The sequence below is a fragment of the Lishizhenia sp. genome (genome assembly GCF_033720595.1).
In the GTDB taxonomy this organism is placed as follows: Bacteria; Bacteroidota; Bacteroidia; order Flavobacteriales_D; family Crocinitomicaceae; genus Lishizhenia.
Window position 1 is genome coordinate 1 of record NZ_JAWWCF010000015.1, and the last position, 24,943, is coordinate 24,943.

The 24,943-nt window shown below is 37.3% G+C and carries 29 protein-coding genes and 1 pseudogene; 23 read left to right on the forward strand and 7 right to left on the reverse strand.

The features are described 5' to 3' along the window. The 4 genes from R3333_RS02050 to R3333_RS02065 all read right to left on the reverse strand — a co-directional run. Positions 1 to 365 (reverse strand): hypothetical protein (locus R3333_RS02050; protein ID WP_318956911.1); only part of this gene is annotated, 365 nt, incomplete at its 3' end. A 317-nt stretch (positions 366 to 682) separates the two neighbouring features. Then, positions 683 to 1,066, reverse strand: coding sequence for a DUF1801 domain-containing protein (locus tag R3333_RS02055; protein ID WP_318956912.1), 384 nt, complete (start codon positions 1,064 to 1,066; stop codon positions 683 to 685). Positions 1,067 to 1,174: 108 nt separating this feature from the next. Next, positions 1,175 to 1,681, reverse strand: a complete 507-nt coding sequence (locus R3333_RS02060; RefSeq protein ID WP_318956913.1) for a YdeI/OmpD-associated family protein — start codon at positions 1,679 to 1,681, stop codon at positions 1,175 to 1,177. Between the two features lie 6 nt (positions 1,682 to 1,687). Then, positions 1,688 to 3,085, reverse strand: a complete 1,398-nt coding sequence (locus R3333_RS02065) for a choice-of-anchor Q domain-containing protein (RefSeq protein ID WP_318956914.1) — start codon at positions 3,083 to 3,085, stop codon at positions 1,688 to 1,690. A gap of 88 nt (positions 3,086 to 3,173) precedes the next feature. Here R3333_RS02065 and R3333_RS02070 point away from each other — a divergent pair, with 88 nt between their 5' ends. Continuing rightward, positions 3,174 to 4,073 carry a DUF2911 domain-containing protein gene (locus tag R3333_RS02070; protein WP_318956915.1) on the forward strand — a complete coding sequence of 300 codons (900 nt, stop codon included), beginning with the start codon at positions 3,174 to 3,176 and terminating at the stop codon, positions 4,071 to 4,073. 116 nt (positions 4,074 to 4,189) lie between these two features. Here R3333_RS02070 and R3333_RS02075 read toward each other — a convergent pair whose 3' ends face one another. After that, a complete protein-coding gene (locus tag R3333_RS02075) occupies positions 4,190 to 5,068 on the reverse strand; it encodes a bifunctional 5,10-methylenetetrahydrofolate dehydrogenase/5,10-methenyltetrahydrofolate cyclohydrolase (RefSeq protein ID WP_318956916.1) in 879 nt (292 codons plus the stop codon). 190 nt (positions 5,069 to 5,258) lie between these two features. Here R3333_RS02075 and R3333_RS02080 point away from each other — a divergent pair, with 190 nt between their 5' ends. Further along, positions 5,259 to 6,341, forward strand: a complete 1,083-nt coding sequence (locus R3333_RS02080) for a chorismate mutase (protein ID WP_318956917.1) — start codon at positions 5,259 to 5,261, stop codon at positions 6,339 to 6,341. A gap of 67 nt (positions 6,342 to 6,408) precedes the next feature. Here the strand turns inward: R3333_RS02080 and R3333_RS02085 are convergent, their stop codons facing one another. Continuing rightward, positions 6,409 to 7,158 (reverse strand): DUF4197 domain-containing protein, encoded by a 750-nt coding sequence (locus R3333_RS02085; protein WP_318956918.1) that lies wholly within the window; start codon positions 7,156 to 7,158, stop codon positions 6,409 to 6,411. Between the two features lie 63 nt (positions 7,159 to 7,221). Between R3333_RS02085 and R3333_RS02090 the strand changes: the two genes are divergently transcribed. The 21 genes from R3333_RS02090 (at position 7,222) to R3333_RS02190 (ending at position 24,244) form a co-directional block, all read left to right on the forward strand. Further along, positions 7,222 to 8,469 (forward strand): competence/damage-inducible protein A, encoded by a 1,248-nt coding sequence (locus R3333_RS02090; protein ID WP_318956919.1) that lies wholly within the window; start codon positions 7,222 to 7,224, stop codon positions 8,467 to 8,469. 200 nt (positions 8,470 to 8,669) lie between these two features. After that, a complete protein-coding gene (gene rpmB / locus R3333_RS02095) occupies positions 8,670 to 8,906 on the forward strand; it encodes a 50S ribosomal protein L28 (protein WP_090247276.1) in 237 nt (78 codons plus the stop codon). Between the two features lie 39 nt (positions 8,907 to 8,945). Then, positions 8,946 to 9,128, forward strand: a complete 183-nt coding sequence (gene rpmG / locus R3333_RS02100) for a 50S ribosomal protein L33 (RefSeq protein ID WP_090247273.1) — start codon at positions 8,946 to 8,948, stop codon at positions 9,126 to 9,128. A gap of 7 nt (positions 9,129 to 9,135) precedes the next feature. Continuing rightward, positions 9,136 to 9,288, forward strand: coding sequence for a DUF4295 domain-containing protein (locus R3333_RS02105; RefSeq protein WP_318956920.1), 153 nt, complete (start codon positions 9,136 to 9,138; stop codon positions 9,286 to 9,288). 72 nt (positions 9,289 to 9,360) lie between these two features. Next, positions 9,361 to 10,320, forward strand: coding sequence for a signal recognition particle-docking protein FtsY (gene ftsY / locus R3333_RS02110; protein ID WP_318956921.1), 960 nt, complete (start codon positions 9,361 to 9,363; stop codon positions 10,318 to 10,320). A gap of 1 nt (position 10,321) precedes the next feature. Continuing rightward, complete coding sequence (locus R3333_RS02115) at positions 10,322 to 11,530, forward strand: NAD(P)/FAD-dependent oxidoreductase (RefSeq protein WP_318956922.1); 1,209 nt, start codon at positions 10,322 to 10,324, stop codon at positions 11,528 to 11,530. Between the two features lie 81 nt (positions 11,531 to 11,611). Further along, on the forward strand, positions 11,612 to 12,244 hold the full coding sequence (locus R3333_RS02120) for a Crp/Fnr family transcriptional regulator (RefSeq protein ID WP_318956923.1): 633 nt from the start codon (positions 11,612 to 11,614) through the stop codon (positions 12,242 to 12,244). Between the two features lie 36 nt (positions 12,245 to 12,280). Continuing rightward, positions 12,281 to 12,928 carry a hypothetical protein gene (locus R3333_RS02125; protein ID WP_318956924.1) on the forward strand — a complete coding sequence of 216 codons (648 nt, stop codon included), beginning with the start codon at positions 12,281 to 12,283 and terminating at the stop codon, positions 12,926 to 12,928. A 129-nt stretch (positions 12,929 to 13,057) separates the two neighbouring features. Then, entirely contained in the window at positions 13,058 to 13,861 is an 804-nt protein-coding gene (locus R3333_RS02130) for a sulfite exporter TauE/SafE family protein (RefSeq protein WP_318956925.1), read from the forward strand. 85 nt (positions 13,862 to 13,946) lie between these two features. Continuing rightward, a complete protein-coding gene (locus tag R3333_RS02135; protein WP_318956926.1) occupies positions 13,947 to 15,353 on the forward strand; it encodes an MBL fold metallo-hydrolase in 1,407 nt (468 codons plus the stop codon). A gap of 256 nt (positions 15,354 to 15,609) precedes the next feature. Continuing rightward, entirely contained in the window at positions 15,610 to 15,921 is a 312-nt protein-coding gene (locus tag R3333_RS02140) for a rhodanese-like domain-containing protein (RefSeq protein ID WP_318956927.1), read from the forward strand. 2 nt (positions 15,922 to 15,923) lie between these two features. After that, positions 15,924 to 16,154, forward strand: coding sequence for a hypothetical protein (locus R3333_RS02145; protein WP_318956928.1), 231 nt, complete (start codon positions 15,924 to 15,926; stop codon positions 16,152 to 16,154). A gap of 173 nt (positions 16,155 to 16,327) precedes the next feature. Then, a complete protein-coding gene (locus R3333_RS02150) occupies positions 16,328 to 16,885 on the forward strand; it encodes a YeeE/YedE family protein (protein WP_318956929.1) in 558 nt (185 codons plus the stop codon). Positions 16,886 to 16,888: 3 nt separating this feature from the next. After that, a complete protein-coding gene (locus tag R3333_RS02155; protein ID WP_318956930.1) occupies positions 16,889 to 18,214 on the forward strand; it encodes a hypothetical protein in 1,326 nt (441 codons plus the stop codon). Position 18,215: 1 nt separating this feature from the next. After that, the gene (locus tag R3333_RS02160) at positions 18,216 to 18,629 is read left to right on the forward strand and encodes a YeeE/YedE family protein (protein ID WP_318956931.1); all 414 of its coding nucleotides are present in this window, start codon (positions 18,216 to 18,218) and stop codon (positions 18,627 to 18,629) included. Between the two features lie 167 nt (positions 18,630 to 18,796). Then, a complete protein-coding gene (locus R3333_RS02165) occupies positions 18,797 to 19,468 on the forward strand; it encodes a metal-dependent transcriptional regulator (protein WP_318956932.1) in 672 nt (223 codons plus the stop codon). Between the two features lies 1 nt (position 19,469). After that, complete coding sequence (locus R3333_RS02170; RefSeq protein ID WP_318956933.1) at positions 19,470 to 20,390, forward strand: metal ABC transporter solute-binding protein, Zn/Mn family; 921 nt, start codon at positions 19,470 to 19,472, stop codon at positions 20,388 to 20,390. Further along, the gene (locus tag R3333_RS02175) at positions 20,383 to 21,168 is read left to right on the forward strand and encodes a metal ABC transporter ATP-binding protein (protein WP_318956934.1); all 786 of its coding nucleotides are present in this window, start codon (positions 20,383 to 20,385) and stop codon (positions 21,166 to 21,168) included. The genes R3333_RS02170 and R3333_RS02175 overlap by 8 nt, the downstream gene beginning before the upstream one ends. Continuing rightward, a complete protein-coding gene (locus tag R3333_RS02180) occupies positions 21,165 to 22,442 on the forward strand; it encodes an iron chelate uptake ABC transporter family permease subunit (protein ID WP_318956935.1) in 1,278 nt (425 codons plus the stop codon). Before R3333_RS02175 ends, R3333_RS02180 begins: the two co-directional genes overlap by 4 nt. Before the next feature lies 1 nt (position 22,443). After that, complete coding sequence (locus tag R3333_RS02185; protein WP_318956936.1) at positions 22,444 to 23,322, forward strand: metal ABC transporter permease; 879 nt, start codon at positions 22,444 to 22,446, stop codon at positions 23,320 to 23,322. 223 nt (positions 23,323 to 23,545) lie between these two features. Further along, entirely contained in the window at positions 23,546 to 24,244 is a 699-nt protein-coding gene (locus R3333_RS02190) for an RluA family pseudouridine synthase (RefSeq protein ID WP_318956937.1), read from the forward strand. A 242-nt stretch (positions 24,245 to 24,486) separates the two neighbouring features. Here R3333_RS02190 and R3333_RS02195 read toward each other — a convergent pair. Continuing rightward, positions 24,487 to 24,943 (reverse strand): annotated as a pseudogene (locus tag R3333_RS02195) (redoxin domain-containing protein); the annotation flags it as partial.

Genomic DNA, 24,943 nt, shown 5'->3' on the forward strand with positions numbered 1-24,943 from the left:
CACTGTGTTACACTTATGTGTAAGTAGCTTTCTTGATGACCTATATGCACCCCTTCAAAGTTGATGAAATTGAATTGTTTTAATTTTTTCAATGTTTTATTAATATCATTTTTTGAAAGTAAAATGATTTTCTTTCCCAGAACACTGTCCGGAAGTGAGTAAGCTATTAATCCCTCTTTTTTTACATAAACAACTTCTTTCTCTTTGTATAAATTGCTATGAAGTTTTATATGCTCCTGCAGTGCTTTTAAATAGAAGTTGTCGGTACCAATGTGCATACTGTCACTTTTGGTAATGCGTATGGTATCCTGCGCAGAAAGGTTCAAACACAAGAAGGAGAGAAGGAGTAAAGTAAAAGTTTTCATAAGTAGTATTTGTGGTTCTGTTGAATAACGTTTATCCTTTCCAAAGTTACAAGTACATAACGCTATCCGTGGACTAATATTTTCTAAAGGTATAATTTGGCCACCTCCCCAAGTGATCTTGGGGTCCGGCTATCCATTTTAGTCCCCAAAAGCTAGTTTAAGTCGCAATTTGCCCTACAATCACTTCCGCTGGTTGTAAGGGTAGAGCTTTGCTTACTAAAAAAAAACTAGCTATTGGGGAGCTGCCATTGCTATCCGTGGTGGAGTAATATTACATGTTTTTTTCAGCAGCTTAGGTCAATTGTATGTATTTGCTTTTATTTTAAACGAAGAAGTTCACCCTTTCGCTTTACAATGTTTTTATAATCCCATTGTATATCCTTGGCTTGTTGTAAACAATCAATGATAATCGCTTCGTCAATTTGTTGAACATGCGTGAAGGTAAGTTCTGCAGCTTTAAATTTTCCTTGTGCTATGAGGGGAGTATTTTCAAAACTTTGTCCGCTCCAAAATAAGAGACGAATTCCCATCTTTAATTTACTAATACCTACTATAGGGTTTTCATCTATAAACCATACTGGATGAGCATGCCAGATTTTACTTTCTGTGGCGGGTAAATGATTGTTGATTAACGCTGCAAGTTTCTCACAAATCTTTTTGTCTTGTACATTTTGCTCCCCTATATAATCGGCTATAGTCATGTTTAACTTTTTTACGAAAATAAGTACTTAGCAGCCGAGAAACAACCTAGGACGAATCAAACTAGTCATGAATTTATTGGGGGTAGATGAAGGTTAGAATGCAAGGTGTTATAATATGCCTTTTTTGAAGGCCACATTCAATTCTTTAAAGTCAAGCTTACCTTTTGCTTCTATCAAATATTGATAAATCACTACAGCTTTTTCCTGACGCTTAGTTTTACTTTTTATTTTATTTACTAAGTGTAGCAAGTTCCTTTGTTTTCCAGGGGTAAGCGCATGAAAATAATCATAGAAAACTGCGTCGTTTTCCCATAGTTCTTCCAATTCTTGAGGAACGGGCATTCCGTATTTAGAAGTGTCTTTTGTTAAGCTTACCTCAAGGGCTTGGTCTTCTTCTAAATTAAATTGCTTGCGAGTGTCTTTGTTGATGTTGATGAAAAAATCTCCCACACCATCCGGCATAAGCGCACAATGAATGTAGTCCATCTCATTAAAATAAAGTAAAACTCTTCGGTCATCTGTAAGAAATTCCTCCACATTTTCTTTTGCAAAAGGAAGAACAAAACTCCATAGTTTTCCGTCAAATTTTCGCAAATGCGTTGTAATCGTTTTCATGCTACTTTATTGGAATTCGTAGGCGCCAATGTCAGGAACTCCCGTTCTTGGGTTTTCTTCGATGTCTATTCCGTTACTGTGGGTGAAATCTGTACTTCCTGCATCAATAAGTGGACTACCTGCCGTTAAATGAAAATCTTTTTCACTTTGGTTCTCAAAACCTAAAAACCTATTCCAAAGGATGTTACTAATACGCGAGTCATCTGTAATTTCATCTTTCGCTTTTAGGGCACAATAGTCAAATTCAAAATTGAAATTAATTGAATTGTTATCGTCGTTAATTGTATCAAACCCAAAGGAGTTGTCGCCTGTGGCATCTAAAATACAATTGTAAAATTTCCCTTCGTTAACACCATTGTAATAAGTAGTCTGAGCATCAACATCCGTGTAATGATTTCTTAAGGCAAAAGCTACACTGGCATTTCCGCCGTAGGATAAGAAATTACTTTGTTTAAAATAATAATCTCCACCTACAAGAGAAAAATAGGCATATGTACCGTTGCTGTGAATAGATACATTTTCACCGTAAACAGTTCCGTTTAGAAAATTAAAAAGTCCATAACTTGCATGATTGTATAGTTCTGTATTGTACAATTTAACAGTGTAATCTGTATTAGATGGGTGCGTTTCAAAGATGTGTATACCTGACGTACCATTTTTGATGATAGCGTGGTTGATTGTGGAGGTTTTGGCGTGGTCAAAATAAATACCATAGTATTGTCCAGCAACGTCATCGTAAAAATCCTCTAATCTATCTCCTTGAAAAGTTACGGGATCATCCACTGTTCCATTGATGTTTAATGCACTTTCACTCACGTAAAAAATGGCGTTTTTATGCATGTAGAAATCCGTTCCAGCTGGGATGGTTAAATCTTGTCCATCGACCACACGTACCGAGGAGTATACAACATGTGGTTTGTCGTTGGGTAAAACACCCGAAATAGTGTCTCTATTGTAGAAATAAGCATCTTGTCCCCAAGCAGCCAAAAGAACATAGCTGTAATTCCCGTTTACAGAGAACCGTATTGAGTCTTCAATAATTAAAGGTGTTGTACCGTTGTTAGGGTCCAGCGTCACTTCTACAAAGGTGTAAATACTGTCTTTGGCAGGAATAGTAATATCTGTGTGTACATCTCCACTAATACCATCAACGTTAATTCTAAAGTTAGAATTTGCCTCTCCCATTAAGGCTATTTCATCCACCTTCACTGGGCGATTTGAGGTATTGTGTATCCTGAAGTTTAGAGTGGTAGACCCCACCGTTGTAAAAATGGTGTCGAAAAGCAATGTATCTGTAGTAAAACTTATTCCATCCGTACTTAAAATGTCTTTTTTCTTACAACTTGTAAGCAAAACAACATTCGTAAAAAGAAATGCAAGAATGATATATATGTAATGTCTCAAAAGATTATTTTTAATGCGTAAACGTTGCGGAAGCTAAAATATTTCAAATATTGTAACTGACCGCAATTGAAACTCTAAAATCTAAGAAATGAAGAAATTATTAGTATTGAGCATGGTGCTTATTAGCTCATTAACATTTGCACAGTTCCAAGAAGGATTAAGTGTAAAACCATCAGCAAGAAAAACGGAAAGTTCTACTTTTGGTTTAGGAAAAATTGAGGTAGACTACGGTTCTCCAAAGAAAAAGGGGAGAAAGTTATTCGGAGAATTAGTTCCTTATGGTAAAATTTGGCGTGTAGGAGCTAATAAAGCTACTAGTCTTGAAATGAATACAAGCTTTTACGTAGGAGAACAAAAAATAAGTGCAGGAAAATATGCTTTGTTTTTAATCCCAGAAGAATCAGGTGATTGGAAATTGATTTTAAACAAAAATGCTGAACAATGGGGTGCATACGGTTACGATAAAGAATTGAATGTTTTAGAAACAACTGTAAAGGCAGAGTCTGTTAAAGAAGAGGTAGAAGCCTTGGATATTCGTTTCCACGAATTGGTAGATGGAAAAGGTCGATTACAAATTGTTTGGGGAAAAACGCAAGTGAACCTTGATATGTCTGTGAAATTAACAGAGCAATTTGACGCTAAATTTGCAGACATCATGAATGCAACTCCAGAAGCGGATAAGTGGGCTGCATATGCTCAATCTGCAGAATTTTTATTGAACCAAGAATACAAATTAGCTGAAGCTTTAGAATATGCAATTACGAGTGCTAATTTGATGGAAGCATTAAGTGATGAAGCAAAAGCAAAATTGGGTTACTACAGAGGTTACGTAAACTTTACTTTAGCACGTGCTTACGCAGCAAATGGCGATAAGGAAAATGCGAAAAAGATGATCATGAAGGTTCAGGAAGATAACGGTGAAGGTACTTACTACGGTTATGAAAGAAATGTACCTGTAGTGGATGCTTTGTTGAAAGAAGTTGAATAATAAGCAATGAATTTTTTAAGGAAAGGCTGCCTCTTAGGGTAGCCTTTTTTTGTAGGTACAAGAAATAAAAAAAGACCATCCGAAGATGGTCCTTTTCATATATAATAGAATTCGTTTTACTTCCCGTTCAATTCCATTGCTCTCAATGTATTCATCATTAATGAAGCAATAGTCATTGGCCCAACACCACCTGGTACTGGAGTAATGAAAGAACATTTTTCAGCTACATTATCGTAATCTACATCACCTCTTAATCTAAATCCAGATTTTTTAGAAGCATCAGGAACACGCGTTGTACCTACGACGATAACTACAGCTCCTTCTTTAACCATGTTCTCTTTAATGAATAATGGTTTTCCAATAGCAGCAATCAAGATGTCGGCACTTGCACATAACTCCTCTAAGTTTTGTGTTCTAGAGTGTGCTAAGGTAACTGTACAGTTTCCTGGGTTTGTATTTCTCCCTAACATGATACTTACCGGCATACCAACGATGTGACTTCTACCTACAACCACACAGTTTTTACCAGAAGTTTCAATGTTGTATCTTCTCAATAATTCAATGATTCCTGCTGGAGTAGCTGGTAAGAATCCTGGTAAATCCAATACCATGTTCCCTAAATTCTCTGGGTGGAAACCATCAACGTCTTTCTTTGGATCTATCGCCAAAGTAATTTTCTTTTCGTCGATGTGTGCTGGTAAAGGCAATTGAACGATAAAACCGTCAATTTCGTTGTCTAAATTTAACTCGTTTACCTTGTTCAACAACTCTTCTTCAGTAATGCTATCTTCAAAACGAATCAACGTGCTTTCAAAACCAATTTCTTCACATGCTTTAACTTTAGCACCAACGTAAGTCATAGACCCACCATCGTTCCCAACTAAAACTGCTGCTAAGTGAGGGATTTTCTTGCCAGCTGCCTTGCGAGATGCAACTGCTTCGGCCAATTCTTTTCTGATTTCTAACGCTGTTTCTTTTCCGTTTATGATCTGCATTCCATTATTTTTTTGCAAAGATAAACGCTTTTTTTTACCTGAACATAGATATTAGGTTAGATTACCACAGTTTTGAAATATCTTCCAAAGAAAGAGAGAAGAAAGCTTGTCTTAAATACAACCTAAAGCTTTTAAATTGAAGGTTGAAGTAAGTTAACATCAGCCTTTTTTCTAAATTTGGAGCTGTTCTATGGAAGAAAAATTAATCCACAAAATTCAAAGGTCAGACCGACCCTTTTTAATTGCAGGGCCGTGTAGCGCAGAGTCTGCTGAGCAAATGCAAAATGTTGCCAGAGATATTGCAGAAAATACCCATGCACAAGTATTGAGAGCAGGTATATGGAAACCACGAACCCGTCCGGATAGTTTCGAAGGAGTAGGACAAATAGGTTTACCTTGGTTAGTAGAAGCTGCAAAAAGAAATGGTTTGTTGTCTACAACAGAGATGGCCAATGCCAAGCACGTAGAGAAAATATTAGAAGCAGGGGTAGATATTGCTTGGATAGGAGCAAGAACTACTGTAAACCCTTTTGCTGTGCAAGAAATCGCTGATGCTCTTAAAGGTTCAGGTATTCCAGTTATGGTTAAAAACCCAATTAATCCTGATTTGAATTTATGGATAGGTGCTTTTGAACGCCTGGAGAAAGCAGGACTAACGGATTTGGCAGGTATTCATAGAGGTTTTTCTGTATACAACAATCCGCGTTATAGAAATCAACCCAATTGGGAGATTCCCATTGCATTGAAAGAAGAAAGACCGGATATACCTATAATATGTGATCCGAGTCATATATCTGGCAAAAGAGAAAATTTGTTGCCTATCGCACAAAAGGCAATGGACTTGAACTTTGAGGGATTAATTATAGAAACACATCCCAACCCAGAAAAAGCTTGGTCGGATGCTAGACAACAAGTTACGCCAATCGCTTTGCGAGAAATGTTGAGTCAATTAACCCTAAGAAGAGAATTGATTTCAGAAGATGCACAAAACAAAATGCTTTTAATGCGTGATAAAATAAGTGGTTTGGATGATAAAATATTTGAACTGCTTACGGCTCGTATGCTCATTTCTGAAGAAATCGGCGTATTTAAAAGGGATAACGATATTACGATCTTACAACAAGAGCATTGGAAAAAGATGATCGCTTCTCGTTTGCACAAGGCAACAGATCTTAATTTAAGTGAAGCCTTTGTGCGAGAGTTTATGGATGCTCTTCACCAAGAATCAATACGTCATCAAACCAAAGTGATGAACCCTAATTTGGGAGAGTAAAACAAAATTTTCACCATAAAAAAGACCGACTTGAGTAAAGTCGGTCTTTTTATATATCAGCTTTTTCTTAGTTCTGAGCTTCTGGACTACCAAATACTTTTTTCAAAATATCCGTAACACGTGCTGCAGGGTCTTGTCTAATGTTATTCTCTTCTTTTTCAACCATAATGAATAAACCATCTATGGCCTTTTCGGTAACGTAAGCATTTAAATCTGTTGTAATTTGCTCGCCTCCCGTAAATTTCATGATTTGATTGTACTTCGTTGCAACAGGTTCCCAGTACTGGGTTAATTGAACTTCTTCTATTGAGTTCTGTACCTTCGGAGAGAAAGCTTCTACCAACTGGTCTGTAGTGTTTTTTCTTAAGAAGTTGGTTGCAGCACCTTCACCTCCTTTTAAAATTGCAAAACCATCTTCTATGCTCATGTTTTTAATAGCATTGATGAAAATTGGCTTTGCTTCCGCACTTGCATCTTCTGCTGCACGGTTAAGTGTTTCAACAATCTTGTTTACTTGTGCATCTAATCCTAAATCAATAGCTTTTTCTTTCATTGCTAAAGCACTCTCTGGCCATGGCAATTTAATTTCAGCATTTCCTAAAAAACCATCTGTAACTGAAGTAAGGTTTACGGAATTTGAAATTCCTACGGTCAAAGCTTCTTTTAATCCAGAAATAACTTCTGCATTTGTGAGTTTAGTTGTTGCTCCATTTTCAGAAACTTCCAGTGCAGTTTGAGCTGCCTGTTCTAGAACATCACAGCTACTTAATCCTAGCGTTAATGATAATAAGGCAACTTTTGCAATATTTTTTTTCATATAAATAGGTTTTTGTCAAACATACGAAATATTTTTAGGGTCAATTCAAAAAAGATACCATAGATGCGAGCAGAAATAATTACGATAGGAGATGAAATATTAATTGGTCAAACCGTGGATACAAATTCAGCCTGGATGGGGCAGTTATTGAGTACTAACGGTATTTCAATTTTTAGAAGTACTTCTATCTCTGATACAAAAGATGAAATTATTGCTGCTGTTGATGCTGCCATGCAGCGCAGTGAATTGGTTTTGATGACGGGGGGACTTGGACCTACCAAGGATGATATCACGAAACATACGTTGTGTGAATATTTTGAAACTTCTTTAAAGATTAACCAGGAGGTATTGGAAGGGATAGAAGCCTTTTTTGCGAAACGTAACCGCCCTATGTTAGACGTTAACGTGCAACAAGCGGCTATGCCAGAAGCATGTACAGTTTTGCCCAATAAGCACGGAACGGCCTCAGGAATGTGGTTTGAAAAATACAATAGTATACTGGTCTCTATGCCCGGAGTTCCTTATGAAATGAAAGGGTTGATGACAGAGGAAGTGATGCCTCGTTTGCGAGAGAAGTTAAATATTTCTGCCATTTATCATAGAACTTTAATGACGCAGGGAATTGGAGAGTCTTTCTTAGCAGAACAAATAGAAGATTGGGAGGATAAAGTAAGAGCGGAAGGATTTGGGTTGGCATATCTACCGAGTTTGAGTACGGTAAAATTGAGGTTAACTTCTCCAAAAGGGGTAGAGGATGCACCACGTATTGAGGAATTATTTAAGGAGATAGAGGAGCGTTTACCCGTTCATGTATTTGGAAGAGATGACATTTTATTAGAAGAGGCTGTTGGGAATTTATTACAAAATAAAGGATTAACAGTAGGAGCTGTTGAAAGTTGTACAGGGGGAGCTTTGAGCGCTAAGTTTGTTTCCATTGCAGGATCTTCTGCCTATTATTTAGGAAGTTTGGTTACCTACACGGATGCTTTAAAACAAAAAATGGTGGGTGTTCAAAAAGAAACCTTAGCCGAACATGGTGCCGTAAGCGAACAAACGGTTATTGAAATGGCAGAAGGGGGAAGAAAGGTTTTGGAAACGGATTACGCCATAGCTATTTCTGGTATTGCTGGGCCTGACGGTGGAAGCGAGGAGAAGCCCGTAGGTACAGTTTGGATGGCTATTGCTAGTGCTTATGGAACTCAAACAAGATGTTTACACTTGGGAAGTAACCGTAGCCGCAATATTCAGATTACTGTGCAACATGCTCTAAATACTTTACGTGTAAAAGTCTTAGCAGAACACCCCGAATAAGAAGGATAAGATTACTTTTGTGGAAATCAACGATGAATTGTTAAGTAAAAAGGACAATTATTTCGGGCAAAAAGGTTTTTATCTAAAAAAGATGTATTATCTTTGCGCCACAAGAAAAAAAATGGTGGAGGAATTGTGATGTTTAGGAAATTATCACTTTCTTTGCACCCGCTTTTAGAATTAGAAAAACAACGATAGTTATGTCACGAGTTTGTCAGTTAACGGGAAAAAAAGTAATGGTGGGTAATAATGTATCTCACTCTAAACGTAGAACAAAACGTAAATTTTACCCGAATTTAATAACGAAGAAATTTTATCTTCAGGATGAAGATAAATACATTACACTTCGTATTAGTACTTCTGCATTAAGAAATATTAATAAGAAAGGAATTTCTGCTTGTATCAAAGAAGCAAGAGAAAAAGGATTTTTAAAGTAGAACCATTCCCGTTGAGAAACGGCTATAAAGATTATAAAGATGGCAAAAAAAGGAAATAGAGTTCAAGTGATTCTTGAGTGTACAGAGCATAAAGATTCTGGAATGCCAGGAACTTCACGTTACATCTCAACTAAGAATAGAAAAAATACTCCGGAGAGATTAGAGATAAAGAAATTTAACCCTATCTTGAAGAAGTACACAATTCATAAAGAAATTAAATAATTGAACCATGGCAAAGAAAACAGTAGCATCTCTTCAAACTGGTGGTGGTAAAGAGCACACTAAAGTGATTAAAATGGTGAAGACTGAAAAAGGTTCTTACACATTTAAAGAGGAAGTTGTACACAACGATAGAATTAAAGATTGGTTCGCTAAGAACTAATGTTTAGACAAGCTCGAAAATAGTATAAGCTTTTCATCATTGTGATGGAAAGCTTTTTGTAATTTTATACCTATGGCACTATTCGGATTATTCTCGAAAGAGAAAAAGAAAAAGTTAGACGAAGGTCTCGAAAAAAGTAAAACTTCCTTTCTTTCTAAACTAACGCGTACTGTAGTTGGTAAATCTAAAGTTGATGCAGATGTATTGGATGATTTAGAAGAGGTTCTAATTTCATCTGATGTGGGAGTGAATACTACGCTTAAGATTATTGAGCGTATAGAAGAGCGTGTCGCGAAGGATAAATATGTAAGTACAGATGAGCTAAATGGTATCTTAAAGGCAGAAATTGCTTCTTTGTTGAAAGAAAATACAACAGGAGTAACAGATAACTTTGAGTTTCCTCAACATCCAGATAATGCCCCTCACGTAATTATGGTGGTGGGTGTAAATGGTGTTGGAAAAACGACTACCATTGGAAAGTTGGCGAACCAATTTAAAAACCAAGGTAAAAAGGTTGTTTTAGGTGCGGCAGATACATTTAGAGCCGCGGCCGTTGATCAATTGATCATTTGGTCGGAAAGAGTAGGTGTGCCTATTGTACAACAAGGAATGAACGCAGATCCAGCATCTGTAGCTTTTGATACCTTACAATCTGCAAAAGCACAAGGTGCTGATGTAGCGATAATTGATACAGCAGGTCGTTTGCATAATAAAGTGAACTTGATGAATGAGTTATCTAAAATCAAACGCGTGATGGACAAGGTAATTCCTGGAGCTCCGCACGAAATATTGTTGGTTTTAGATGGTTCAACAGGTCAGAATGCCTACGAACAAGCGAAGCAATTTGCTTTAGCAACGGATATCAATGCCTTGGCCGTTACCAAATTAGATGGTACAGCAAAAGGTGGTGTGGTAATCGGAATTTCAGATCAAATGCAAATTCCTGTAAAATACATTGGTGTAGGTGAGGGGATAGACGATTTACAAGTCTTCAACAAACAAGCCTTTGTAGATTCTTTCTTTGGAGAGTAAAATGAAAGTAGCCGTAATAGGTGGTGGAGCCGCTGGTTTTTTCTCAGCATTGAGTGCGAAAAAGCACCATCCAGAAGCGGAGGTAGTACTCTTTGAAAAATCTAAGAAATTTTTAGCAAAAGTTAAGATATCTGGTGGGGGACGTTGTAACGTAACCCACCATTGTTTTGATAATAAAAAATTAGCCGAGCATTATCCGCGCGGTAAAAATCAACTAAAAAAAGCCTTTTCGCAATTCGCCGTTCAAGATACCTTGGATTGGTTTGGAGCAAGAGGTGTGGAAACTTACACCTTACCAGATAACTGTATATTTCCAAAATCAGATTCTTCGCAAACTATCATAGATACTTTTATGAATGAAGCCCTACAGTTGGGCGTCGTTTTAAAAACATCATGCAGTGTTCGTAAAATTACGCCGCAAGAGGAGGGTACTTTTGTATTGTCTTTAGACGAAGAAGAGGTAAGTTTTGATAAAGTAATTATTACCACTGGAGGTTCTCCAAAAATGAGTGGTTTAAAATGGTTGCAAGACCTCGGTTTACAAATAGAAACACCCGTTCCTTCATTGTTTACGTTTAATATGCCCAATAACCCGATTCGAGAATTGATGGGATGTGTTGTGGAAGAAACAATCGTAAAAGTAGAAGGGACAAAGTTGGTAGGCGATGGACCATTATTGGTGACCCATTGGGGGAAGAGTGGACCGGCGGTTCTTAAACTTTCGGCATGGGGAGCGAGGATTTTAGCGGATAAAAACTACCAATTTGCCATACTTGTAAACTGGCTCAATAACCCGAGTGAAGAAGAAGTTAGAGGTCAGATTAAAAAAGCCATACAGGAAGCAGGAAACAAACGACTTAATAAATTCAATCCTTTCCCTATTACCAATAGAATTTGGAATTTCTTATGTGAAAAAATTGGTTTTTCAGAGGAAACGAAATGGGTTGACTTATCTAAGAAGTCTGTAAACCGACTCTTTACGGTACTTACCCAGGATAGATACGAGGTGAGCGGAAAAACTACCTTTAAAGAGGAGTTTGTTACCTGTGGAGGTGTATCACTTTCTGAAGTGAATTTCAAAACCATGGCAACCAAGAAATATCCTAATTTATATTTTGCAGGTGAAGTGCTGGATATAGATGGAATCACAGGAGGGTTTAATTTTCAGGCAGCTTGGACAACAGGTTTCATTGCGGGTAAATTGAACTAGAATATTCTTTCCTTCTTTGCGTAACAATTGTTACATTAGGCTTAGGGTTAGAATTTTATTTTCGCCCTTCAAATTGTTTACATGGAAGATTTATTAGAGTTAAACTACGGTTATTTATTCGAAGAAGAATTAATCAATGAAATCAAGGCTTTAGGAGCTGTGAAGCACGTTCAGCAAGGCGAAAGGCTTATAGATTTCGGTGATCATATCAAGTTCATGCCGCTTTTATTAAAGGGGGCAATTAAAATCTCACGTCAAGACGACAATGGCGATGAGCTTTTGCTGTATTTTATTGAAAAAGGGGATACTTGTGCCATGACCATGACATGTTGTTTGGGACAAAAGAAAAGTGAAATCAGAGCTACAGCAGAAACTGAAGTGGAGTTGATCATGATTCCTGTTGAAAAAATGAACGAATGGGTGGTAACTTATAAATCTTGGAGAAACTTTGTGTTTGAAAGTTACAATTCTCGTTTAACTGAAATGTTGGAGGCTATAGATAGTTTGGCTTTCTTAAATATGCCAGAGCGTGTAGAGAAATACTTGCGAGATAAGGTAATGATCAATAAAGACACAGAACTGAATGTTACTCATCAGGAAATCGCTTATGACCTTAATAGTTCTCGCGTGGTTATTTCTAGAATCTTGAAAAAGCTCGAAAAGGAAGGTAAAATAGAGCTCTTGAGAAATAAAATTAAAGTTTTGGAGTTTTAGGTGTAACAAATTACGCTTCAAACTGTCTTAACAAGTATGAAATTACTTAGTGCCTTAATCCTAACATCTCTCGTATTGTTTTCTTGTAAAAAGGAAGTGAAGGAGATGGTCGATGAAAATAAAGAAAATTCAACCAAAGACTATTTAATAACTACCGAAGGTTCTTACTGGGTATATGATAATTATACCGTAGACGGGAATGGTATTGAAACTTCTGAAAACAAAACAGACACCATTAAATGTTTGGGTACTGAGATGATAGAGGGGAAAGAGTACGCTGTGTTCTATCAAAGTTTTAACCCTTATTTTCATTTGTATTTAAGGGATTCAAACGGCTATGTAATTGATCAGCACGGTAAGGTGAATTTTTCGTTAGAGAAAAGAGGTGAGGTTTACAGTGCTCAAGAGGTTTCTGGTTTGATAAATGAGGAGGTGAGAGTGGTGAGTGTAGACCAAGATTTGAGTACGCAAGCAGGAGCCTTTGAAACGGTACATGTGGAAGCTAAATACACTTATTTGGATGGAAGTTCCTTTAATGGTTGCAGTAATCAAGAGCTAGCTTTAAATACCTATTATACCAAAGGAGTTGGCAAGGTTTGGATGGAGTATGGATATATTGTTGAACTAGAAAATTCATGTACTTACCACATTCGCAAATTAAAGACTTATTCAATAGCGCAGTAAATCAGTAGATTAGATTAAAAGAATAAAGCACCCGTAGCGGTGCTTTTTTTTTGCATTAACTTGTGTAACAATAGTAACTGTAGAAGGAAGATTGTGGCTCTACCTTTGTGCTCAAATAAAATTTTACACATGGAGTTAATGGAAATTTTCGGCTTTGTTGGAGCCTTGTTAATAGGATTAGTATTAGGATTAATCGGTGGTGGAGGATCCATCTTGACAGTGCCTATTTTGGTGTATGTCTTAGAGGAAGATCCGGTAAGAGCTACGGCTTATTCTTTATTTATTGTTGGTCTATCTGCCTTGGTGGGAGCTGTTAGAAATGCTCAAAAAGGAATGGTAGACTTTAGAACAGGAATAGTATTCGCTATCCCAGCATTGCTAGCGGTATTCTTAACAAGAAAATTTTTAATACCGGCAATTCCAGAACATTTGTTTACGGTAGGAGGGTTTGAGATTACAAAGAACATAGCTATAATGGTATTCTTTGCCATTATCATGTTGGCTGCGGCTATTGCTATGATTAAAGGAAGAAAGGAAAGTGCTGAAGAAACAGAAGTGAAGTATAACTACCCTATGATATTGTTAGAAGGATCAGTTGTGGGAGTTGTAACTGGAATTGTAGGAGCTGGAGGAGGTTTCTTAATTATTCCAGCCTTAGTGTTGCTGGCAAAATTACCCATGAAAAAAGCAGTGGCTACTTCGCTGATGATTATCGCCGTAAAATCTCTCATTGGATTCTTGGGAGATTTGGGGAATCAGGAAATCGATTGGACCTTCCTTGGTTCATTTTCAGCCTTAGCGGTAGTCGGAATTTTTCTAGGAATTTATTTGAATAAGTTCATAGATGGCGCTAAATTGAAGAAGGCTTTCGGATGGTTTGTATTGGTAATGGGAATCTATATTATCTTGAAAGAAACAGTGTTTGCTGTGTAACAAAAGTGGCTGTAGCAGAGAGGCCTATATCGTATCTTTGTTGTAAGAAAAAAGAAATAAAAAATAAATTTTAAAAAATAAAAAAATGGAAATTAAGCAGATTTATACAGGGTGTTTAGCACAAGGTGCATACTACATTGAAAGCAAAGGAGAAGTAGCAATTATTGACCCTTTAAGAGAGGTGCAAGACTACATCGATGAGGCAGCTAAAAATGACGCTAAAATCAAGTATATTTTTGAAACGCATTTTCACGCAGATTTCGTAAGTGGTCACGTTACTTTATCAGAAAAAACGGGAGCACCTATTATCTACGGACCAAATGCAAATCCAAAATTCGATTGTATCATAGCTGAAGATGAGCAAATCTTTGAATTGGGTGATGTGAAAATTAAAGTGTTGCACACACCAGGTCACACGATGGAGTCGGTAAGTTACTTATTGATAGACGAAAATGGAAAAGACCACGCTTTGTTTAGTGGAGATACATTGTTCTTAGGAGATGTGGGTAGACCAGATTTGGCGCAGAAAGCAGCTTCTATGACGCAAGAAGAATTAGCAGGTACTTTATTCGACAGCTTACGTACTAAAATCATGACGTTGGCAGACGATGTAATCGTGTACCCAGGTCACGGAGCTGGATCAGCTTGTGGTAAGAACATGAGTAAAGAAACGGTGGGTTCAATTGGTGAGCAAAAAGAAACGAATTACGCGTTAAGAGCAGATATGACCAAAGAGGAATTCATCAAAGAAGTTACAGATGGATTGGCAACTCCTCCTGCATATTTCCCATTGAACGTTCAAATGAATAAAGAGGGATACCAAGATGTTGAAGAGGTTATTAATAGAGGTAAAACTGCTATTAAGGTTGAGGACTTAGAAGATATCGTTGAAACAACAGGAGCTTTAGTGTTGGATGTTAGACATCAGAACGAATTTGGTAAAGCACACATCCCAAAATCTATCTTTATAGGAATTGATGGTGGATTTGCACCATGGGTTGGAGCTTTAATCAAAGATGTGAAACAGCCTATCGTGTTGGTTGTAGATCCAGAAAGACTAGAAGAAACTATTACAAGGTTATCTCGTGTAGGATTTGATAACATTCTAGGTTTTGTTGACGGTGGTGTTGAAGCATGGTCTGCGGCAGGTTTTGCAACAGATAGTGTGGAAGGGATTAGCGCTCAAACTTTTGATGAGATCCTTAAACAAGGAGATGTGAAGGTGAAAGACGTGAGAAAGAATTCTGAGTATTTATCGGAGCACGTTTTAGACGCGGAGAATACGCCATTGGATAATTTAAATGATTACTTGGCAGAGTACGGAGAAGGTACACATTACATTCACTGTGCTGGAGGATACCGTTCTATGATTGCGGCTTCTATCTTGAAAGCTAGAGGGATTCATAATATAGTTGATGTTCAAGGAGGTTTTGCAGCGATTAAAGATGCAGGAGTAGACGTTTCTGATTACGTTTGTCCATCAACATTATAAAAATTGAAGCATGTTGACTTTACCCCCGATTTATATTAAAGTGGTTAAAATATATCGAGATAAGTTTCAAAATAGGGGGTGAAGTGGCAGCTTTTTAAGAATATTGCTTAGTTGAAACACGGTAGGAATAGGGCGACGAAAGAAGCTCTTTTACTGCCGATGTTTAACAAGCAAGAGATTAAAAACTATAGCGGAAGACCCGCCAGCGATCCAAGTTTCTTGGGAAGGTGGATTTTCCAAAAAAAAGAAATAAAGAATGAAAAATTTAAGTGTAAACGAATGGAAAGAAGCAGCTGCTAAAGATGAGCAAGCTGTGATTATAGATGTTAGATCTCCAGGAGAATGTATGGAGGGAATTGTTGAAGGTGCTATTCAAATGAATATCATGGATTCTGCAGCATTTATACAAGGCTTAGATAGTTTAGATAAAAGTAAGAATTACTACGTGTACTGTAGATCTGGTAACCGTTCTGGACAAGCATGTATGTTGATGGAAACGAAAGGATTGAATGCTATTAATATGGCGGGTGGAATGATGGCTTGGCCATACGAAACAGTAATGCCTTAGGTATGAATCAATATCTAAAAAAGATCAAAGAAAACTGGAAGTTGTGGTTAATGGCTTCGCTAACTTTGGGCTTGGCACCCTTTTCTCCAGAACCCCACCTTTGGGGAAAGTTGAAATGGATAGCCGGTGGCGCAGTAGGTATGGGGCCTCAGGATTGGTTTGACGCATTTATGCATGGAACACCCTGGTTGTTATTACTGCTTTCTGGGATCTTATGGTTGAAAAAAGATTGATTATTTTAACGTGTGTTTAGTGAAGGATGTCTTAGGGCATCCTTTTTTTGTGTCTTGCAATTTAGTTGACAATAATCACTGAAAAAACCAACTTTTATCATTGGGTGTGACTTTGGTTACTGATAGAAGAATTTGACCTCGGTATTTTTGCATCATCAAAAAAAAATGTTGTTATGAGTTGGATTTATGAGCCTTGGCCGTGGTATGTGGCCGGACCCATGATTACTGGGGTTATGTTGTTATTAATTTATGCAGGAAAGTCGTTTGGAGTGTCTGCCAATCTAAGATCTATGTGTTCTATTGCAGGAGCAGGTCGTTGGGTAGACTTTTTCAATTTCGATTGGAAAAAGCAAAGTTGGAACTTGTTGTTTATTGTAGGGGGAGCCATTGGAGGTTTCATTGCAGTAAACTATTTAACGCCACAAGAAAGTGTTGCCATTAGTGAGTCAACACAAAGTGCATTACAAGAATTAGGTGTAGAGAATCCAGGAGGTACTTTTTTACCGAAAGAGATTTTTGGAGCTGAGGCCTTGAGTAGTGTAGAAGGATGGATTTTCTTAATCATAGGAGGTTTGTTGATTGGTTTTGGAACGCGCTACGCTGGAGGATGTACTTCGGGTCACGCCATTTCCGGATTGAGTAATTTACAGCTTCCTTCTTTAATTGCAGTGGTTGGATTCTTTATAGGAGGATTAATCATGACGCACTTGATTTTACCTTTTATACTGTAAGTAATGAGAGGATTAGTTTTTATAATAGTTTGTACTTTGAGTGCAAGTGTTTGGGCTTCCGAACATGATACCACCAAAGTAGAACACAATATATTAGAAGCTTTCCACCATGGGCATTTAAAAGGTCAGATCAGAGATTATAGCATGATGACAGTAAATGCAGGAATAGCAGGAGATTTCTTTACACAAGCAATTGGAGCTTCTTTGCATTACGAAACAGCTGAGTTTTATGGTTTCTCTATGGGACTAAAAGGGATGTTTATTCACCGTGTGTTTTCTAATGATCTTGCAGGTGCCAGATTTGAACGTCAGTTATACGATTTAGAAAATCCGACAAATTATAATGAGTTGGATAGGTTAGAGGAGTTGTATTTTAATTATCACTACAAGTTTTGGAACTTGAGGTTTGGGAAAATGGAGGTGAAATCTCCCATTGTTAATAAGCACGATGGAAGAATGAAACCGAAAATGTTTTCGGGGGTGTCTTCTTCTTTTAAAGTGAAGAAAAAGAATACTTTTCACATCTATCATATTTCCAAAGCTACTCCAAGATCTACGGTAGAGTGGTTTAATTTACACGAAGCTATAGGAATCTATAATAATGGATTTGATGAACATGGAAATAAAATGCACTATCACGGGCATTTAGATACCAAGTTTTTAACCATTGCTGGCTACGAAGGTAAGTTTGATAAGGGTACACAGCTAAAGTTTTGGGATTACTATTTTGATAATTTGATGAATACTGCGCAAGTAGAGGTGAGTCAGGCTTTTGCCAAAGACTATAAAGCAAAATTCTTATATGTAAACCAGTTTAGTACACAAACAAGAGAGAATACTTATAATGAAGAGTATTTTAAAAGTGGTGAGCTAACACATGTGTTCTCGGCCTTGGTAGGTAGGGAGTTTAAAGAATTTGAGTTAGACCTCATGGCCAGTTACATTCCAAAAGGCGGACAGTATATCTTTCCGAGAGAATTGGGAGTAGATCCTTTTTATACAAGTATAACTAGGAATTGGTTAGAAGGATTGTCTGATGCCTCAGCAGTTGGGTTGACCTTGAAAAAGGAATTGTGTAATTGGGATATGAAAATGTCTTACGTCCACTTGGAGAGTAAAAACGATTACGATCACAACCGATACATGGAGTTATCAAACGATCAGGTAAATATTGACATTACGCGTCATTTCCATCACGCTTTGGAGGGCTTGGATGTACGTTTTTTATACGTGATGAAGCATACAGGAGGTAATATTCCTGATTATGCAAATGTGGTGAACAGAACAAATTATCACCATTTAAATTTAATAATGAATTTTAATTTTTAAGATGAAGAGAATAGCTTATTTAGCAGTAGGAGTAATATTTGGAATAGTAATGAGTAAGGCGGAGATCGTTTCGTGGTACCGTATTTACGAAATGTTCCGTTTCGAATCTTTCCACATGTATGGAGTAATAGGTTCAGCAGTTATTTTAGGAATGATTGCTGTGCAATTGATTAAAAAGAAAGAAGGAAAGACGGTTAAAGGAGATCAAATCAGTTTTTCTGATAAGAATAAAAGTATACCAAGATATTTAATTGGAGGAACATTGTTTGGTTTAGGCTGGGCTATGACAGGTGCATGTCCAGGACCAATGTTTGTCTTACTAGGGCAAGGTGTTGCATCCATAGGTATTGTAATTATTAGTGCGGTGTTCGGAACCTTTTTATATGGAGCGTTGAGAAACAAATTACCACACTAGGTATGGATAAGGGTTAATAGAGAAGGGTTGAGCTGTAAAGTTTGACCCTTTTTTTATGTCGTAAAAAGCCAGATTTTTCTCCTATAGAAGACATTACGCAGAATTCCATCTTTATTTTTAGCCTTGTCTAAATATAAGCTTATATTTGTGTAAAATAAATTTCTTAAATGGAAGGTTTATCACATAGTGAAGAGAATTATTTAAAGGCCATTTACAACACCACACAAGGGGAGGTTGAGACGGTTTCGACCAATGAGTTGGCCGAGAAAATGAAAACCAAAGCCAGTAGTATTACCGATATGGTAAAAAAGCTATCCGATAAAAAGCTGGTGAAGTATAAAAAATACAAAGGTTGCTCTTTAACAACCGAAGGAGAAAAATCGGCCCTAAAGGTGATCCGCAAACACAGACTTTGGGAAGTGTTTTTGGTAGATAAATTAGGGTTTGGATGGGATGAAGTACATGTGATAGCTGAACAATTAGAACACATCCGTTCTGTAAAGTTAACGGAGAAATTGGATGAGTTTTTAGAGTTTCCAAAGTATGATCCACATGGTGACCCTATTCCTGATAGAGATGGAAATCTGGAGTTGAGAACAAAAATGGTTCAATTGAATGAATTGCAAATTTCAGACGTTGCCGTGGTTATTGGTGTAGCAGATGGAAATCCGTCATTTTTACAATACCTCGATCAAAATAAAATTCAGTTGGGTACAGAGTTAATAGTATTAGACCTTTTCGACTTTGATGAATCTGTGCGTATACGTCTAGGAGAAAGAGAACTCAACCTTTCAAAAACTGCAGCTTCAAAAATTTGTGTGGAACGCTTAGAACATTAATATGAAAAGAATTATAGGATTTATAGTTATTCTCTCTGTTTTGACAGCTTGTAAAATAGAAGATCAATCCAAGAAAGATGGTAAGCTCAAAGTAGTGTGTACAACCTCTATGATAGGAGATTGTTTTACACATGTGCTCGATAGTTTTGCCGAAGTGAAAGTATTGATGGGACCAGGGGTAGATCCTCACCTCTACGATGCACGTCCTAGTGATCTTAAAGCGTTGGATGAGGCAGATGTTATTATTTACAATGGCTTTCATTTAGAGGGGAAGTTTGTAGATAAGTTTGAAAAATTAGCGCGTACAAAGAAGGTAATTGCCTTGGGGGAGTTTGTAGAAAAGAAAGCCCACAACGCAAGTGAATTTGCCAATGCTGTAGATCCTCACTTTTGGTTCGATCCACAGATGTGGACAGAAGCACTTTCGGCTACCATAGATAGTATGGTGAAGATATACCCAGAACACAAGGAGGTGTGGATGAAAAATTTTGCAGCCTACCAAAATGAAGTGAAAGCTGCTGAAACATTTGTAGAAACTACGATTAAACGTATTCCAGCTGAAGATAGAATTTTAATTACTTCGCATGATGCTTTCAATTATTTCGGAAGAAGATTTGGCGTTGAAGTAAGAGCTTTACAAGGTATTTCAACCTTAAGTGAAGCAGGGATTAAAGAGGTGAGTAATTTGGTAGATTACATTATCACGCATCAGGTGAAATGCATTTTTGTAGAGAGTAGCGTTTCGCGTAAAGCTTTGAAATCTGTTAAAGAAAATTGTGCAGCACAAGGGTATACCGTTGTGTTTGGAGAAGAATTGTTTTCGGATGCTATGGGTGAAGCGGGGAAGCCTGAAGGAACTTATCCCGGAATGTTAAAGGCCAATGCCCAGCGTATTGCAAATGGAATATTGAGTCATGATTAGTCTAGAAGCACACAACTTAACGGTAGCTTACGATAAAGTTCCTGTGTTATGGGATATAGATTTTGAGTTACCTAAAGGTAAAATTATAGGAATCATCGGTCCGAATGGATCGGGGAAAACAACTTTGCTGAAAACCATTATGGGTTTGATAAAACCTGCAAGTGGTTATGTGAAGGTGTTTGAAAATGATTTGGATGAGGTAAGACAACGTGTAGCGTATGTTCCGCAACGAGAATCTGTAGACTGGGACTTTCCTGCAAGTGTACAAGATGTAGTGGAAATGGGGCGCTACCGCAAAAACAGTTTGTTTAGAAGACTCACGCAAACGGATAAAGAAATTGTTGCCAATGCCATCGAAAAGGTGAAGTTAACGGCCTTTAAAGACCGCCAAATTTCGCAACTTTCTGGAGGACAGCAACAACGAGTGTTCATCGCTCGGGCTTTAGCACAAGGAGCTGATATCTTTTTTATGGATGAACCTTTTGTGGGAGTGGATGCAACTACGGAAACAGCTATTTTGGATTTGCTTACAGCCATGAGAGATGAGGGGAAAACCGTCGTTATTGTTCACCATGATTTACAAACGGTTTCTGGTTATTTTGATCATTTAGTATTGTTAAACACACGTGTAATTGCATGCGGTCCAACCTCTGAAGTATTGACCCAAGAAAACTTGAGTAATGCCTATGGTGGACAGTTAACACTGCTTTCTAAAATTCAATCCATTATCAAGGAAAAAGAATTTCCAATACGTGAAAAAGGTTTTGAAAAGCGATGAATAGTTTACTCGAATTTTTCTCTTTTACCAATCCTACGGTACGAACAGTAGTTTTGGGAACTGTATTAATAGCAGTGTGTTCCTCTATTGTTGGAACATACACCTATTTGAGAAAGCGTTCTTTAGTAGGGGATGTTGTAGCGCATGCTATTTTTCCTGGAATTTGTTTTGGCTTTGTTTTATCAGGTTCTAAAAACCCGATTTATCTTATGCTGGGAGCCATCTTAGCGGGGTGGGTGGCTTTGATATTAATGGATGCCATTGTAGCAAAAACTAAATTGAAAACCGATACAGCGCAAGCCTTTATTTTAACCTTCTTCTTTGGGTTAGGAACCGTTTTTTTAGCTTATATCCAAAAGTCTGGAAGCGCATCTCAAACCGGTTTGCATGATTTCCTATTGGGGAAGGCAGCAAACATTACGCGTTTTGATTTAGCTGTTTTTGGGGTGATTAGTTTGTTGCTCATCGTATTGGTAATTACCTATTATAAGGTGTTTAAACTCATTTCTTTTAATGAAGATTACGCCGCTAGTTTGGGCTATAATGTCAGATTCTATCGTTTCTTGTTAACTACCATGACAGTTATTGCTGTGGCCGTTGGGATTCAAGCGGTAGGTGTTGTTTTGATGTCGGCCCTTTTAATTACACCGGCGGCAACAGCTCGTTTGTGGACTCATAAACTACATCGACTGATGTTGATTGCGGGGATATTTGGAGCTTTGTCTGGAATATTTGGAGCCTATGTTTCATTTACGGCGGTCAATATGCCCACTGGACCATGGTTTGTGGTGTTCCTTACTTTTTTTGCCCTCTTATCTATCTTTATTGCACCTAAGAATGGAATTCTCTCCAAGCTCAAACAAAAGCGCAACAATGCCAATAAGATCAATCAAGAAAATGTTTTAAAAACCTTCTACAATTTAATTGAACGTGGGGTAGAACAGATAACTACTCAAGTTATTTTAGAAAAGAGAAGTTTTATTCCTCGCGTTTTAGAGAGTACCTTGAGTAAACTCAAACATCAAGGGTTTGTGGATCGCAATGGAAGCGTCTATACCTTAACCGAAGCGGGTTGGGATGAAGCAAAACGCGTAGTGCGTTTACACCGTTTGTGGGAGTTATACTTAACCAAGCGTATGAATTATAAAGACGACCATATTCACGGGTTGGCAGAAAGTATGGAACATATTATTACACCAGAAATAGAGAAAGATCTATTGAAAGAGTTAGATTACCCAACTACTGACCCCCACGAAAGTAAAATACCTTATTAACATGGATTTGAATAATTTATTGGTCATGCTAACAGCTATATTAATAGGAAGTTCTTGTTCCTTGCTGGGTAGCTTTTTGATCTTAAGAAAATCTGTAATGATAGGGGATGCTATATCTCACAGTGTACTACCAGGTATAGTACTGGCCTTTATTTTTACAGAAGAACGTGCAGCATTTCCCATTTTAATTGGAGCAGCTGTATTTGGTGTACTCACTACTATGTTTATCCAATTCTTGCAACGTAGATCGAACGTGCAAGAAGGAGCTGCCATAGGTATAAGTTTTACCTTTTTCTTTGCCTTGGGGGTAATCATGATAGCCCTGAGTACAGGGGGGAATGTAGATATAGACCAGGAGTGTGTCCTATTTGGTGAAATAGCGAGTTCTTACCTCGATAAAATATTTATAGATGGGTACTTTGTAGGAACCCGTTCCATTTTAACCATGACGCCTGTTTTAGTGATTATTATCTTATTTGTAATATTGGGTATGAAAGGCCTACGTCTCACATCTTTCAATGAAGATTATGCCAAGGCTTTGGGCATCAACGTAAATGCCTGGAATTATGCTTTGCTCATGCTGGTGTCTATTACAGCTGTCCTTTCCTTTGAAGCGGTAGGAGCCGTGCTCGTCGTAGGTTTTTTAACCATTCCTCCAGCAAGTGCCTATTTAATAACCAATAATTTAAGCAAGATGTTATGGATATCTGTATTGTATACCATTTTGGCAGCTGTCGGAGGTACCTTGTTGGCGCTTGAATTAGACGTTACTATCTCAGGAATGATCGTGAGTGTATCGGGAATTTTGTTTCTGATTACCTGGTTGATTCAAATATTGGTACAGAAAAGAAATAAAATTGAAAGTTTAAAAAGTGTTTAAAATATTTATTTTCAATGAGTTAGCTTGTGTATCTAAAAATAATTTGAAAAAAGTTTCAAAAAGTCATTGCGGAAAGAAAAAGACTGTGTATTTTTGCCCCAGCAAAGCTTATATAGATAAGCATTGGGTTTTATAGTTTTAGCATGGTTTAGCAAAAAAAGGAATAGTTTCGAAACAAATTATTCCTTTTTTTGTTTTTAGGTACCTGGTAATTTTTACATTCATGTCCAATACATTTCAACAACAAGTTTTACACGAAGACAATCACACCATTGTAATTAACAAACAAAGTGGACAACTCGTTCAGGGCGATAAAACCAAAGACAAATCTCTTATAGATTTAACCAAAGCTTATTTAAAAGAAAAGTACAATAAACCCGGAGAGGTGTTTTGCGGATTGGTGCATCGTTTAGATAGACCTACCTCGGGAGCGCTTGTTTTGGCGCGTACATCAAAAGGACTCTCTCGTTTATCACAACAATTTAAAGGGAGAGAAGTACAGAAGATTTACTGGGCCATTGTAGAAAAAGCGCCACAGGAAAAAGAAGGTACCCTTATCAATTTCTTAAAAAAGAACGAAAAGCAAAACAAATCTTACGTATACGACAAAGAAGTTAGCGGTGCTAAAAGGGCAGAGTTAGACTATAACCTTCTAGCGAGTTCAGATAAATATCATTTGGTAGAATTGGTGCTGAAAACAGGACGTCATCATCAAATTCGTGTGCAATTGTCAAATATCGGTTGTATTATTAAAGGAGATTTGAAGTACGGCGCTAAGCGTTCAAATAAAGATGCGAGCATTAGTTTACATGCCAGAAATTTATCTTTCAATCATCCGACTACAAAAGAAAGAATCAACATTACAGCTCCCGTTCCGAATGATGCATTGTGGCAATTTTTCGAAAAGGAAATGAAGAAGTAGGCTGCCTTATCTAGCTATCCATTCATAGTTTTTCTTCAGGAATTACGGTCAATTTAAGCTTCCGTTTCACTTCCGGTGGTCGTAAAACATAAGCCAAAATATACCAGAATACCTGCCTCAAAAGCTATCCATTTCTATCTAGGGCAGAGGAGTGTCTAGGGTTTAATTAAAGAAGTATAGATCATAAAAAAAAACGGACACCCAGTGAGCATCCGTTTTTAAAATTCAATGATTATTTCTTGCTATTTTTGTGCTTCTTCAGCTTTCTTTTGCTGTTCTTCTAGACGTTTCTTTTCTTCTTCAACATCAAATAACTTTTCAGCATCAGCCTTGTTTTGACTCTGGTCTATGAACATTTCTAATTGAGCAATAGAAAGTTGTTTCGCAACAATCTTTTTGTCTTTATCCAATACAAATACTTGTGGTGTACTATAGATATCGTAAGTATCTTGGTAGTTCAATGATTCAACAGTAGTGTATCTTGGAATGAAATTATACGGGTTAGCTGTTACAGAATCATATAGGTTCTGAGACATACCAACGTTAATGAAATGCATATCGTGCTTTTCAATAAAGTCCTTCCATTTTTCAAAATCTTCTCCTGTTGCTTTACCTACAGCAAATACTTCTACATTTCTGTCTTTCAACTTTTGGTTGTATAACTTTGATAATTTTGGAGTTTCTTTCTTACAGTGACCA